13 protein-coding genes and 1 riboswitch are annotated in these 12816 nt (G+C 64.8%); of the genes, 3 read left to right on the top strand and 10 right to left on the bottom strand.

Annotated features, from left to right (window positions below; genetic code table 11):
• Positions 1-598: 598 nt before the first annotated feature.
• The 5 genes from PVW49_RS19365 to metZ all read right to left on the bottom strand — a co-directional run bounded on the left by PVW49_RS19365 (position 599) and on the right by metZ (position 5317).
• The gene (locus tag PVW49_RS19365; protein WP_274591322.1) at positions 599-2047 is read right to left on the bottom strand and encodes a TrkH family potassium uptake protein; all 1449 of its coding nucleotides are present in this window, start codon (positions 2045-2047) and stop codon (positions 599-601) included.
• Between the two features lie 44 nt (positions 2048-2091).
• Positions 2092-2322 carry a hypothetical protein gene (locus PVW49_RS19360; RefSeq protein ID WP_074835351.1) on the bottom strand — a complete coding sequence of 77 codons (231 nt, stop codon included), beginning with the start codon at positions 2320-2322 and terminating at the stop codon, positions 2092-2094.
• A gap of 247 nt (positions 2323-2569) precedes the next feature.
• Positions 2570-3619 carry a GTP cyclohydrolase FolE2 gene (folE2, locus tag PVW49_RS19355; RefSeq protein ID WP_048530587.1) on the bottom strand — a complete coding sequence of 350 codons (1050 nt, stop codon included), beginning with the start codon at positions 3617-3619 and terminating at the stop codon, positions 2570-2572.
• Positions 3620-3757: 138 nt separating this feature from the next.
• On the bottom strand, positions 3758-3955 hold the full coding sequence (locus PVW49_RS19350) for a hypothetical protein (protein WP_139211215.1): 198 nt from the start codon (positions 3953-3955) through the stop codon (positions 3758-3760).
• Between the two features lie 165 nt (positions 3956-4120).
• On the bottom strand, positions 4121-5317 hold the full coding sequence (metZ, locus tag PVW49_RS19345; protein ID WP_274591321.1) for an O-succinylhomoserine sulfhydrylase: 1197 nt from the start codon (positions 5315-5317) through the stop codon (positions 4121-4123).
• 50 nt (positions 5318-5367) lie between these two features.
• Positions 5368-5444, bottom strand: a riboswitch (SAM riboswitch).
• A gap of 113 nt (positions 5445-5557) precedes the next feature.
• On the opposite strand from metZ, the gene PVW49_RS19340 reads away from it, so the two are divergent.
• Positions 5558-5986: a hypothetical protein gene (locus PVW49_RS19340; RefSeq protein WP_274562648.1), complete on the top strand. Its 429-nt coding sequence runs from the start codon at positions 5558-5560 to the stop codon at positions 5984-5986.
• Positions 5987-6007: 21 nt separating this feature from the next.
• On the opposite strand, the gene PVW49_RS19335 is transcribed toward PVW49_RS19340, so the two are convergent.
• Genes PVW49_RS19335 through PVW49_RS19325 form a run of 3 tightly spaced genes read right to left on the bottom strand, consistent with a single transcriptional unit; the run spans position 6008 to position 8061 of the window.
• Positions 6008-6616 carry an inner membrane-spanning protein YciB gene (locus PVW49_RS19335; RefSeq protein ID WP_048530581.1) on the bottom strand — a complete coding sequence of 203 codons (609 nt, stop codon included), beginning with the start codon at positions 6614-6616 and terminating at the stop codon, positions 6008-6010.
• A gap of 11 nt (positions 6617-6627) precedes the next feature.
• Positions 6628-7530 carry an EamA family transporter gene (locus PVW49_RS19330; RefSeq protein WP_048530580.1) on the bottom strand — a complete coding sequence of 301 codons (903 nt, stop codon included), beginning with the start codon at positions 7528-7530 and terminating at the stop codon, positions 6628-6630.
• Positions 7531-7536: 6 nt separating this feature from the next.
• On the bottom strand, positions 7537-8061 hold the full coding sequence (locus PVW49_RS19325) for a peroxiredoxin-like family protein (RefSeq protein WP_074835358.1): 525 nt from the start codon (positions 8059-8061) through the stop codon (positions 7537-7539).
• A gap of 191 nt (positions 8062-8252) precedes the next feature.
• Here PVW49_RS19325 and PVW49_RS19320 point away from each other — a divergent pair, with 191 nt between their 5' ends.
• The gene (locus PVW49_RS19320; RefSeq protein ID WP_048530578.1) at positions 8253-8735 is read left to right on the top strand and encodes an MgtC/SapB family protein; all 483 of its coding nucleotides are present in this window, start codon (positions 8253-8255) and stop codon (positions 8733-8735) included.
• A gap of 8 nt (positions 8736-8743) precedes the next feature.
• On the opposite strand, the gene ftsY is transcribed toward PVW49_RS19320, so the two are convergent.
• Entirely contained in the window at positions 8744-10111 is a 1368-nt protein-coding gene (gene ftsY, locus PVW49_RS19315) for a signal recognition particle-docking protein FtsY (protein ID WP_074835359.1), read from the bottom strand.
• A gap of 92 nt (positions 10112-10203) precedes the next feature.
• On the opposite strand from ftsY, the gene PVW49_RS19310 reads away from it, so the two are divergent.
• A complete protein-coding gene (locus PVW49_RS19310) occupies positions 10204-11019 on the top strand; it encodes a hypothetical protein (RefSeq protein ID WP_274591320.1) in 816 nt (271 codons plus the stop codon).
• 23 nt (positions 11020-11042) lie between these two features.
• Here PVW49_RS19310 and PVW49_RS19305 read toward each other — a convergent pair whose 3' ends face one another.
• Positions 11043-12728, bottom strand: coding sequence for an NAD(P)H-dependent oxidoreductase subunit E (locus PVW49_RS19305; protein WP_274591319.1), 1686 nt, complete (start codon positions 12726-12728; stop codon positions 11043-11045).
• Positions 12729-12816: the final 88 nt, after the last annotated feature.

Genomic DNA, 12816 nt, shown 5'->3' with positions numbered 1-12816 from the left:
TAGTTTACGCCAGATCCTGTCCAAAAGATGGGGAGTAGCTCAGGTCACCTTCTGGCTTTTTGTGTACTCAAAATAAATAAGTACGGCGAAGACCGAGTAGGAAATAGCGGCCAGTAGAAGTATGGAAGCCTCAGACATGACCGCCTCCACTGCCTTTGGTGACAGGAAGTGGAGATTATCCCTTGCGGCTTGCGCGTCTCCGAATGCCCTGACAAACATCAGAACGAATAGAACCGCTTGAGCGAATAATGCGAATATCAGTGTGATGCGAGAAAACATTTGAACATTTTGCCCCAATCTCACGCAGTTTAGGAGTCATTTCACGCACCCCCGCAGGCTTGGTGCGTTTGATACATAAGGCCGAATATTTCCGGCCAGAAGAAGCCCGGGACGGCCTTTGGGCGGAACGTCGCCCTGAGACCGCTGCTGCCAGATCCAGCCCCCGCCGCAAGTGCAAACGGGGGCCTTCTCCTGGCGCGGTCATCGGCTTCCCAGCCTGTACCGCAGCTCCAACCTGGCGAGTAAGTGTAAAGAAAGTCTTTCTTCTGGCCGAAAATATCCCCGCCGGAGGCATGAAGCGCCGCGAAGCGGCCCTGGGTCACGCCCGCCAGAAGTTCACGGTGAGGATCGCGTAGACCACCAGCAGCTCGAGCCGTCCGATCAGCATCGCCGCCGAAAGCAGCCATTTGGCGGTGTCGTTGAGCGTGGCGAAATTTCCGGCCGGGCCGATGATGTCGCCCAGCCCCGGGCCGACATTGGCCAGCGAGGTGGCCGCGCCCGAGACCGAAGTGACAAAATCGAGGCCGGTGGCCGAGAGCAGCACCGCCAGCACCCCCATCGAGACCACGAAGAACATGAAGAAGGACATCACCGAAGACAGCACGTCATCGCCCACCGGGCGGCCTTCGTAGCGGGTGGTGAAGACGCCGTTGGGCGAGCGGATGCGCAAGAGCTGCACCCGGATCGAGGCAAAGAGCAGCTGGTAGCGGAAGACCTTGACCGAACAGGCGGTCGAGCCGGCACAGCCGCCGATCAGCCCGATGAAGAAGAAGACCGCCACCAGGAGCGGCCCCCAGCCCATGTAATCGGCGCTGGCATAGCCGGTGCCCGAGATGATCGAGGTGACATTAAACAGCGCCTCGCGGAAGGCGCGTTCCGGCGCATGCGGAAAGGAGATCATCAGCGCGATGGCGGTGAGGATCACCAGCGCCGCCACCACCAGCAGGAAGACATGCACCTGGCTGTCGCGCAGCAGGGGCCGGGCCGAGCCATTGATCATCTGGACGTAGCGCACGAAGGGCAGTGCCGAGAGGATGATGAAGGCGGAAGCGACATATTCCATCGGCCCCGAGAAGGCGGCGAAGGAGGCATCGTAATTCGAGAAACCGCCCGTCGAGATGGTGGTCAGCGCATGCACCGTGGCGTCAAAGGTGTTCATGCCGAAGGCGATGTAGGTCAGCGCGCAGATCAGCGTGAGCGAGACATAGATCACGCTGATCTGGCTGGCGATCTGGGTGGCGCGGGGCAGGATCTTGCCCATGGTGTCGAAGGCCTCGGCGCGAAAGATCTGCATCCCGCCGACCCGAAGTTCCGGCAGGAAGACCATGGCGACGACGATGATGCCGATGCCGCCCAGCCATTGCATCAGCCCGCGCCAGAGCAGCAGCCCTTTGGGCAGTGTATCGAGCCCGGTGAACACCGTGGAGCCGGTGGTGGTCAGCCCCGACATCGCCTCGAAGAAGGCATCGACGAACCGCGCCTCGGTGGCGCCGAAGACAAAGGGCAGCGCGCCAAAGACCGGCAGCGCCAGCCAGACGCCGGTGGTCAGCAGAAAGGTCTGCTGGATCGACAGCCCCTGTTTCACGCCATTGGCGCAGGCCAGCGAGATCAGCCCGCCGGCCAGCACGGTGATCAGTCCGGATTGCAGAAAGACCGGCCAATGCCCGCGCCCCTCGGCCAGATCGACGAGGAACGGCAGAAACATCGTCGCGCCGAGAATGGCGAGCAGCAATCCGATCACATAGCCCACGGGCCGAATATCAAACATGCGCCCGAGCGTTGGCCTGCCCCGCATATACTGTCAAGCCGGCTTCAGCCCTGAGGAAAGAGGTCTTTGAAAACCCGGGCGGGAATGTCACTGCGGTCCATGCCCAAGGCAGCCAGTTCCGCATCGGAAAGCGCCTCGAGCCCGGCCACCTCGCCCAGCCTGGCGCGGATCAGCGGATCGGCGTTCACACCCTGCCCCAGCCCGGCGAAATAGGTGTCGAGCCGCTGGCGCCAGCCGGGCTCGGGGAATCGGAAGTGCACGTTGGTGCCTTGCATAGGAAACCTCGCATCGCGTGGGCCTGCGGTTTCCCCCCTTGGTCCGAGCCTAGCAGGTTTGGACGGATTGCGGGGCCAACAATATCGAAAAATCGGCCATGATAGGGCCGGCGCGGCGCGGGCCGACCCAAGTCTTGTGTGTCAAACGGTGGAAATCAGGCAGGTTTTGCGCCCAGTCACCCGCCCCGACGATGCGCGGGGCGGTGCATTTTTGCATCATACAATCTATCGCGGGCCGCGGGCCCGGTCAGCCGGCGTGGATCAGCGTGGCAAAGAACCGGGGATCGATGCTGGCGGTTTCGAAGGTCGGGCCGGAGGTGAGCACCGAGATCGCGTCATGCGAGTGCAGGCTTTCCTGATGGCTGGCGGCGACCCGGAAATCGCCCACCCGCGGCTCGGCCTGAAGCCGGGCGCAGAACAACCGCGCGGCATCTTCGACAAAGATCGGATTGGCGGCGTTCAGCTCGGCAAAGGCCTGTTCGTCCTCGCGTTTCACCATCACCTGGGTTTCCGTCGGCACGGCGGCGCGGCAGAGATCGATCAGGTCTTCGAACCACAGGCATGTCTCGCCCACCACCTCGACCGAAATCCGCGCCACCGAGCGCTGCGAATGCGGCGTGGCCAGTTGCCCACGTTCGCGCCGGGCATGTTCGCTGAGCTCCAGCGAACAGGGGCAGGTCGAGGAATAGACATAGTCGAGGTGGAGGATCTTGCGACGTTGGCCTTGGCTTTCGATCAGTTCCAGCGCGATGTCGTAATATTGATAGCCACTGAGGCCCGAGCGCAGGCTGTCGAGCCGGACCGGGAAGGAAAAGCGCATCTCGATGCGGGCATCGAAGCTCTCCAGGTCGGTCTTGTAATCGTCGAGCGCGGCTTCCATCACCTCGAAGCTGAAGGTCTTTTCCGAATGCCGGTAGAAGGACCGCATGATGCGGCTCATGTTGATGCCCTTCTTGTCGGCGCCGAGGCTGACGGTGCCGGTGACGGCGGTTTCCAGCGTCAGATCGCCGCCGCCGCGGGTGTGAAAGCTGATCGGCAGGCGGAAATTCGAGATACCGACATGCTGAATCGGCTCATTGGCACCCCGGATCAGCGAGGCGGGGCCGTTCTGAAGATCGGGCAGACTGGACTTGTAGGTGGAATCCACCTCGAATTCGGCCGGGTAGATCGACGCCATGTCGGGATAGCCCAGCGCGGTCGCGCCGGTGGCATCGGTGTAGCGGCGCAAGAGATCGACGGCGGCTTCGGCCTCTTGGCGGCTGGGAACGCGGTTCAATCCGGGTGTCGGGAGATTCATCAAAGGCCCCTTTCTGCGCAGACACAGGCTCTAATTAAGCCCTCGCGGAGAAAATACTATGGTCTGTGACGTCATCTGGACATGCAAAAGCGCCGGATCCAGAGGATCCGGCGCTTTTAATTCATCAAATGCCGACTATCAGTCTGTACCCGACGAGCTTTCGCCGTTTGCAGCGGCAGCGATGATGACCAGAGCGGTCGCGCCACCCACAACTGCCAGACCGGTGGTTGCACCTTGGGTCGACACAAAGGGATCGGCTGCGGTTGCAGCTTGTTGAGCGACGGCCGGGACGGCCAGCGATGCCGCCAGAGCGGCAGTGATCATCAGTTTTTTCATTTCGCACCTTTTGACTTGAGTCTTGAATGGCATGACTCGGAACGCTCCGAAAAGCCAGAAGAAAATTCTGCACATGCGAGAGTTCGGCAAAAGATTGCCGTGACGGCACACTGCCCCGCCAACTGCGTCATGTGAGAGCGGCATTTCCGCCTTCCGCCGCAGCGGCTAGCCTTGCCCCCCGGTCGCGATTTCCAGAGCGGCCTCGAGATCGCGAAGCAGGTCCTGCGGGTCTTCCAGCCCACAACTCAGTCGAATCAACCCCGGGGTGATGCCCAGAATCTGCTTCTGATCGTCGGGAAGCCGCTGGTGGGTGGTGAAGGCCGGCGGGGTCGCAATCGTCTTAGCATCGCCGAGGTTGTTCGAAATTACCGCGATCTCCAGGTGGTTGAGAAAGGCAAAGGCCGCCTCGCGCCCGCCCCGAATGTCAAAGCTGAGCACGGTGCCGCCGGCGCCAAGCTGGCGCATCGCCAGATCATGCTGGGCATGCGAGGCCAGGCCGGGATAGATCACCCGCGACAGCGCCGGATTGCCTTCGAGCTTTTCGGCCAGGTGCTGCGCCGTGGCGGTCTGGGCGCGGACCCGCAGGTCCATCGTTTCGAGGCCCTTGAGCAGCACCCAGGCGTTGAACGGGCTGAGCGCGCCGCCGGTGTGCTTCATGAAGGCCTCTACGGGGCCGCGTATGATCTCTTTCGGGCCGAGGATCACCCCGCCCAGCACCCGGCCCTGGCCGTCGATATGCTTGGTCGCGGAATAGGTGACGATATCGGCGCCCTGGGCAATGGCATCGGAATAGATCGGGGTGGAAAACACATTGTCCGACACCACCAGCGCGCCCACTGCATGGGCAATCTCGGCGACGCCGGCAATATCGACGATCTCGAGCGTCGGGTTGGACATCGATTCGAAGAAACAGAGCCGTGTGTCCTCGCGCACCGCCGCGCGCCAGGCCTCGAGGTCGGTGCCGTCGACCAGGGTGACCTCGACGCCGAATTTCGGCAGGATGTTTTCCAGAATGAAGAGACAGGAGCCGAACAGCGCGCGCGCCGCGACCACGTGATCGCCGGCCTTCAGCAGCGCCATCAGCGCGCCCTGCACCGCCGCCATGCCCGAAGCGCAGGCAAAGGCATCCTCGGCGCCCTCGAGCCCGGCGATCCGGTCTTCGAACATCGCCACCGTGGGATTGCCGTAGCGCGCATAGATGAACTCGTCCGGCCCGGCTTCGAGGAACCGCGCCTCGGCCTGTTCGGCATTGTCATAGACAAAGCCCTGGGTCAGAAACAGCGCTTCGCTGACTTCGTTGTACTGGGATCTGCGGATGCCGCCGTGCACCAGCTTGGTGCGGCTGTTCCAATCATTGCTCATGTCTCGTCCTTCCAAACCAAAAGCCCCCCGGGCGCGGCCAAGCGAACGGGGGGCTTTCGTTGCTGACCTTTTAGCGGAATTTTTAACGTGGCCCGCAATCCGGTAACAAATCGCCACGGCGCCGGTGATAGGCCGTTGCGCCCGAGGGGTCAAGTCCGTCACGGTGCTGTAACAGCCGCTTCACCCGGGCGTCATAGGCTATCTCTAACTGCTTCGCACAAGATGTAGTGGGAGATTCGCATGCCCCTGTCCAACCAACTTGCGCCGCTTTCAGGGACTGCCGGATTTCGGGCCCGGCTCGGCTGGCGGCGCGCCCGCGCCGGGCTGGCTTGGGCGGGCGCGGGATTGACGGGGCCCACGCTGCTCACCCGGGTGTGCGACCGGTCGACGCTGCCGCCCGACGTCATCGACGATGAGGTCACCGAGGTGATCTGCTTCAAAGCGTCGCTGGCGCTCAACCGGCTGTTGGGCGGCGATGCCGATATGACCTTTTCGGCCCGCGCCTTCCGCGCCTCGACCGGACGGGGATGGGCCGCGAAACGCTGCGCCTGGGCGCTGGTGCGGATCTTCGTCGATCTGTCCTGCGCCATCCTGCGCGGCGAATCCCGGCATTGCGAGACGGCCTGGACCAACCATTGCCGCCGCCCCGGCGCCGCGCGCCGGGGCTGACGGGCCGCAGGGCCGGCGCGATCAGCCCTTGTCGTCTTCGAGGTCCATGTATTTGTGCAGCGCCGCGAATTGCGCCCAGATGAAGGCGAAAAGCGCGATCGGAAAGCCGAAGGTCTCGATCTTGACCCAGACGTCGGTCGACATGGTGCGCCAGACCACCTCATTCGCCACCGCCAGCGTCAGAAACCCGAGGCAGATGCGCCGCGTCAGGATCATCCAGCCTTCCGGCTGCATCGCCACCGCGTCAGACAGCAGATAGGCAAGATAGGATCGGCCGCGCAGCAGCCCGATGCCCAGCAGCAGCGCAAAGAAGCCGTAGACCAGCGTCGTCTTCATCTTGAAGAACCGTTCGTCGTTGAACCAGGCGGTCAGCGCGCCGAAAAAGATCACCATGATCGCCGTAAAGACCTGCATCCGGCTTAGCTCGCGGGTCAGCGCCCAATTCACCGCCATCGCCAGCAGCACGATCGGCACAAAGACCACCGTGGCCACGATGAAGCCGGAATATTCCTGGCCGCCGAACAGGAAGACATCTTCCTTGAGCCAGAGGTACAGCCCGAAAAAGGCCAGCGGCGGCCCCAGTTCGAGCACCTGTTTCAGCACCGGGTTGATCTCACGTTTCTCTGTCATCTGCACCTCTGTTACCCACCCATTTCCACGATCACGGCCCCGGCCGCGATCAGGGCCATCAGCGCGATGCGCCGCGGCCCCACCGTTTCCTTCAACACCAGCCAGCCGATCAGCGCGGCAAAGACCGTCGAGGTCTCGCGCAGCACCGCCGCCTCGCCCACCTTGTCAAGCCGGGTGGCCAGCATGATCGCCCCGAAGCTCGCAAAGGCGATCAGCCCGCCGACCCAACCACGCAGCAACAGCGGGCGGAGTGGCGGTTTCAGCGCCGCCCGCCGCCAACGCCGCGCCGCCAGCACCGGCATCACCACCCCGTCGATCATGAAGAACCAGGCGAGAAAGGTGAAGGGATCGGCGGTCGCGCGGATGCCATAGGCGTCATAGGTCGTATAAAGCGCCACGAACAGCCCGGTAAAGACCGCCAGCGCCAGCGCCGCGTTCAATGTTTCGCGCGCGGCCGTGAGAAAGATCAGGTTGTAGACCGCAAGCCCGAAGATCCCGGCCAGAAGCACGCCGACGCCCAGCCATTGCACCAGGGTAAAACTCTCGTCAAAGATCAGATAGGCGCCGATCACCGCAAACAGCGGCCCGGTGCCACGCACCACGGGGTAGACCACGGTATAGGCGCCACGGGTATAGGCCATCGCCTGCAACAGCTTGTAGGCGGTGTGGATCACGAAGGCCCCGGCAAAGATCGGCCACATGTGCGGCTCTGGCCAGGGCACGACAAAAAGCGCGAAGGGCGCCGCCATCAGCCCATAGGCACCGTCGATTGCCCCGCGGCTCAGCCAGGGGTCGTGGCGGCCTTTCTGCAACGCGCCAAAGACCGCGTGCAGAAAGGCCGCATTCACCGCCAGGATCAGCGCCAGCCGATGCCCGGCCTCGGTGCCCTCGAGCGAGATCAGCCACTCGCTCACGCGGGGTCAGCCGGAATGAGTGCCGCGAATCGGATAGTCTTTCTCCAGAACGAACTTGATGCGGGACGGCAGTTTCTCGAGGTCGGGCCGCAGGAACGGCGCGTTCGATATGTCGACCATGTGCAAATTGCCCTGCGGGTTGATCAGGAACAACCCCGGTTCGGAAAATGGCCGGTCGGTTTCCTCGGGCGAGCGCGGGTCCGAGATATAGAGTCCCAGGGTCTTCATCTGCTCGATCGACAGATCACAACCGATCGGCACGCTCAGCCCCTGATCGGCGCGGAACTTGCGCGCCTTGGCCTCGGGGTCGGCCGAGACCGCAACCACCTCGATGCCAAGCTCGGCGAACTCCGAGAGCCGGGGTTCGAGATCGGTGAGATATTGCTTGCAGATCGGGCAATGCAGCCCGCGATAGATGAGGACCAGCTGCCAATCGGCGGTCTCCGGGCGGCCGAGGGTGATCGTGCCGCCGCCAAGCCGCGGGATTTCGGTGACGGGAAACGGATCGGCGGACGAAAGCGCGCTATGCATGAGAACTCCTGTACGTGTTGACCAGCGCCGCCGGCGGGCGGCTGAACCCGGCATCTAGGCGCACACGCGGCCAGGGAAACGGGAAGTCACGCAGGGGTGATCGCGGCGGGCCCCAAAGGCCGTGGCGGGCGTCTTGGGGAACCGGTCGCCGTCCTGCGCGTTCGTCCCGCAACGACAAGGGGACGACTTTCATGTGGCAGGACGCCCTGGCGGAATTCCAGAACACCTTTTCGGTGGTACCGGTCGGGGCGGCCATGGCGCGCCTGCTGACGGCCGTCGTGCTGGGCGGGCTGATCGGCATCGAACGCGAATGGCGCCACAAGCCGGCCGGGCTGCGCACCCATATCCTGGTCTGCGTCGCCGCCTGCCTGTTTGTCATTCTCGGGCTCGAGATCAGCCAGCTTGATTTCGGCCAGGACGACCAGCAGCGCCAGGATCCGCTGCGGATGATCGAGGCGGTCACCGCCGGGGTGGCCTTTCTTGCCGCCGGGCTGATCTTTACCGCCAAGGGCCAGGTCAAGAACGTCACCACCGGCGCCTCGCTCTGGCTGGCGGGGGCGGTGGGCCTGGGCTGCGGCGCCGGGCAGATGCCGCTGGCGGCCCTGGCCACGGGGATCGTGGTGTCGGTGATCTTTTTGCTGAGACAGCTCGAGCGCCTCTGGGGCACTCATTAGACAAGGCCTCACCTGTCGAGCCCGGTGAGCGCGGCGGCGAACTCCTCGGGATCGAAGGGGGCCAGATCGTCGATCTTTTCGCCCACACCGATGGCGTGGATCGGCAGGCCGAACTTGTCGGCCAGCGCCACGAGGACACCGCCCTTGGCGGTGCCGTCGAGCTTGGTCATCACCAGGCCGGTGACATTGGCCAACTCCTGGAAGGTCTTGACCTGGGACAGCGCGTTCTGCCCGGTGGTCGCATCCAGCACCAGCAACGTGTTGTGTGGCGCGTCGGGGTCTTTCTTGCGGATCACCCGCACGATCTTGGACAATTCCTCCATCAGATCCTTGCGGTTCTGCAAGCGCCCGGCGGTGTCGATCATCAGGAGGTCGGCGCCATCCCGCGCCGCCTTTTCCATCGCGTCGAAGGCCAGGCTGGCCGGGTCCGAGCCCTCGGGTGCGGTCAGCACCGGCACCCCAGCCCGTTCGCCCCAGACCTGCAACTGCTCGACCGCGGCGGCACGGAAGGTATCGCCCGCGGCGATCACCACCTGCTTGCCGGCGGCGCGGAACTGGCTGGCGAGCTTGCCGATCGTCGTGGTCTTGCCCGAGCCGTTGACCCCGACCACCAGCACCACCTGCGGTTTCTTGGCGTAAAGCGGCAGCGGTTTCGCCACCGGCTCCATCACGCGGGCAATCTCGCCCGACAGCAAATGCTTGATCTCGCCGACCGACAGCTTCTTGCCGTAGCGCCCCTCGGCCATGTTGGCGGTAACGCGCAGCGCGGTGTCGACACCCATGTCCGAGGCGATCAGCAGCTCTTCGAGCTGCTCGAGCATGTCGTCGTCCAGGGTGCGGCGCAGCACCTCCTGCTGCCCGCCCCGCCCCAGCAACCGGCCGATCAGGCCCGGGGTGCGGGTCGGCACCTCGGCGGGGGTCTCGGGCATCGGCATCTCGACCGGCGCGGTGGTGCCGGGCATCTCCTGCGGGGTTCCGGCCGGGCCGGGCACACCGGCCGGCCGGTCGGGTTGCGGCACCTCGGTGGGCGCCGGCGGCGGGGTCACATCCGGCCGCGGATGCGGCACCGGATCGGGCCGTGGCACCGGCTCTGTCTCGGGCTCCGGCTCGGTTTCCGGCTCCGGCACGGTCTCGGGCTCCGGCTCCGGCACGGTTTCCGGTTCGGGGTCCGGTACGGTTTCAGGCTCGGGGTCCGGCACGGGATCGGGCTCCGGCTGGATCTCCGGCGCGGGCTCGGGCGGGGTCTCCGGGCCCGGCGTCACATCCGGGTCGGGCGCCGCGATTTCGCCGCCATCCTCGACAATTGCCTCAAGCCCCTCGTCCAGCTTCGACGAAGACTTGAACAGCCGGTCCTTGAGCTTTCCGAAAAACGACATGGCAGAGTTCTCCTTTGTGTTTCACCTATAACTTTCATGTCAGCAGCGAAAGGTCTGGTTGACTTGAATCACCGCCGCCACACATTGGCCTCATGCGGCCCGCGATCCTGTTGTGTTGTCTTCTGATCCTCCTGCCTCCGCCCGCGTCTGCGGCGCCCAAGGGTGCCGCGGCCTGCGCCCGTATCGCCGAGGTGGCCGGCGCCGTGGGGCTGGCCCCCGCCTTCCTCGCCCGGGTGCTCTGGGAACGCGGCGAGATGACCGCCGGCCTGGCCATCCCCGCCACCGCCGGTCAGCTTGCCGGGCTTCAGGAGCGTTTTGGCAATCCCGGCCTCGCCGCCCTGGCGCTGTCCGGCGGCGCCGCTCTGGTCGAGCGTTACCTGGCGGGCGAAGGCATTGTGCCGGCGCATGTCGATTTCGTCATTCTCACCACCGGAGAAACCCCGGAGTACTGGCGAAACAACCCGCAGGAATGGCCCGAGTTCCGACTGGCGCCCGAAGCCGATTTCGCCACCGCCTGCCACGAACTGATCGCCGGACGCCGGGGCGAGCCGCTGCCCGAGCTTCCGCCCCTGCCCGAGGCCGGCTCGGTCGATCCGGCGCTGACCGCTGCGGCGCTGCCCAGCCTGCGGCCAAGGCTGCGCCCGACCCCGAAGCTGGGAAAATGGGGCGCGCAGCTGGCCTTTGGCAACAGCCGGGAACGCGCCCGCGCCAATTTCGATCGGGTCACCCGGGTCTGTCGCGAGGTGGTGGGCCGCAGCCCCGATCTGGTCTTTGTGGAAAACCGCGTGCGCGGCCGGCCCGGCTACTGGATGGCGCGGGTCAGCCGGATGGATCGTGACTCTGCGGAAGAGATCTGCCGCGACGCCCGCAGGCGCGGCTGCTCCTGCGCGGTCTACAAGAATTACTGAGCCTGCGAGGGCTCGCCCGGGCCTCAGATCTCGTCGGGGAAATGTTTCATCACCAGCCGGATCGGATTGGGCGCCGCCTGCCCCAGTCCGCAGATCGAGGCATCGGCCATCGCCTGGCTGACCTCTTCCAAGAGCCCCTGATCCCAGCTCTCCGCCTGCATCAGCTTGACCGCCTTTTCACAGCCGACCCGGCAGGGGGTGCATTGTCCGCAGCTCTCATCCTCGAAAAAGCGCAGCATGTTGAGCGCGGCCGCCCGCGCGCTGTCGTGATCCGAAAGCACCACCACCGCCGCCGAGCCGATAAAGCTGCCATGCGGCTGCAAGGTGTCGAAATCCAGCGGAATGTCATCCATCGAGGCCGGCAACAGGCCAGAGGACGGTCCGCCGGGCTGATAGGCCTTGAAGCTGTGGCCGTCGAGCATGCCGCCCGCCGCCTCGATGATATCGGTGATGGTCGAGCCCGCCGGCAGCAGATGCACGCCGGGCCGCTTCACCCGGCCAGACACCGAATAGGAGCGCAGCCCCTTGCGGCCGTTCAATTCGACACCCGAGAGGATCTCGGGCCCTTCGCGACAGACCCGCGCGACCCAGTGCAGGGTTTCGACGTTATGCACCAGCGTCGGCCGGTCAAACACGCCGACCTGGGCCACATAAGGCGGCCGGTGGCGCGGCAAGCCGCGTTTGCCCTCGATGCTTTCGATCATCGCGCTTTCCTCGCCGCAGATATAGGCCCCGGCACCGCGCCGCAGATCGATATAGCCAGGGCGCACGATGCCGGCCGCTTCCAGCGCGGCGATCTCGCGGCGCAGGATCTCCAGCACCGCCGGATATTCGTCGCGCATGTAAATGAAACAGGTCTCGGCTTCGACAGCCCAGGCGGCGATCAGCATTCCCTCAAGGAAAACATGCGGTTCCCGCTCGAGATAATAGCGGTCCTTGAAGGTGCCGGGCTCACCCTCGTCGCCGTTGACGGCGAGGTAGCGGGGGCCGGGATTGCCACGTACGAACCCCCATTTCTTGCCCGAGGGGAACCCGGCGCCGCCCAACCCGCGCAGGCCGGAGGCCAGGATCTTTTCCTGCACCTCTTCCCAGTCGCCCGAGGTGCGCAATTCGGCAAGCGCATTGTATCCGCCACCTTCACGATAGGCGGCAAGCGCCTGATATCCGGGGATATGCGCATGGGTGTCGTCGGCTGCGATCGCAGCCTGAACCTTGTCGACATCGGCATGATCGATATGGCTGTGCCCCAGCTCCAGCACCGGCGCGGTGTCGCAGCGGCCCATGCAGGGCGCTCGCAGCACGCGGACTTCTCCGGGGTCGAGCCCCTCTTCCAGCGCGGTGCGCAGCGCCTCGGCCCCGGCCAACTCGCAGGAGAGCGAATCGCAGACCCGGATGGTCAGCGCCGGCGGCGGCGTGTCGTCTTCGCGCAGCGGGTCGAAATGGGCATAGAAGGTCGCCACTTCCCAGACCTCGGCCATCGGCAGCTTCATCTCTTCGCAGAGCGCGCGCAGATGCGCCGCCGAGAGATGGCCATGGGCGTCCTGGATCAGATGCAGGAACTCGATCAGGAGATCGCGGCGGCGCGGCCTGTCGCCCAGCAGCGCCTGCACCTCGGCCAAGGCCTGATCGTCGAATTGCCGGCCCTTGGGCGTGCGCCGCCCCTTGCCGCGGCCGGATTTCCAGACGCCCTTGCGATCGTCGAGTGCCATATTGCTTCCTTCCCTGACTTGCGGCGACTTTAGAAAGCCCGACAGCCCCTTGCGAGGCCAAATGCGACGTCTCGCCTGTCTTTCGCGT

The organism is Marinovum sp. PR37 (assembly GCF_028807375.1).
Lineage (GTDB): Bacteria > Pseudomonadota > Alphaproteobacteria > Rhodobacterales > Rhodobacteraceae > Marinovum > Marinovum algicola.
The sequence above is the reverse complement of the archived record's forward strand: the minus strand, read 5'-3'. Positions and strand labels throughout refer to the sequence as shown.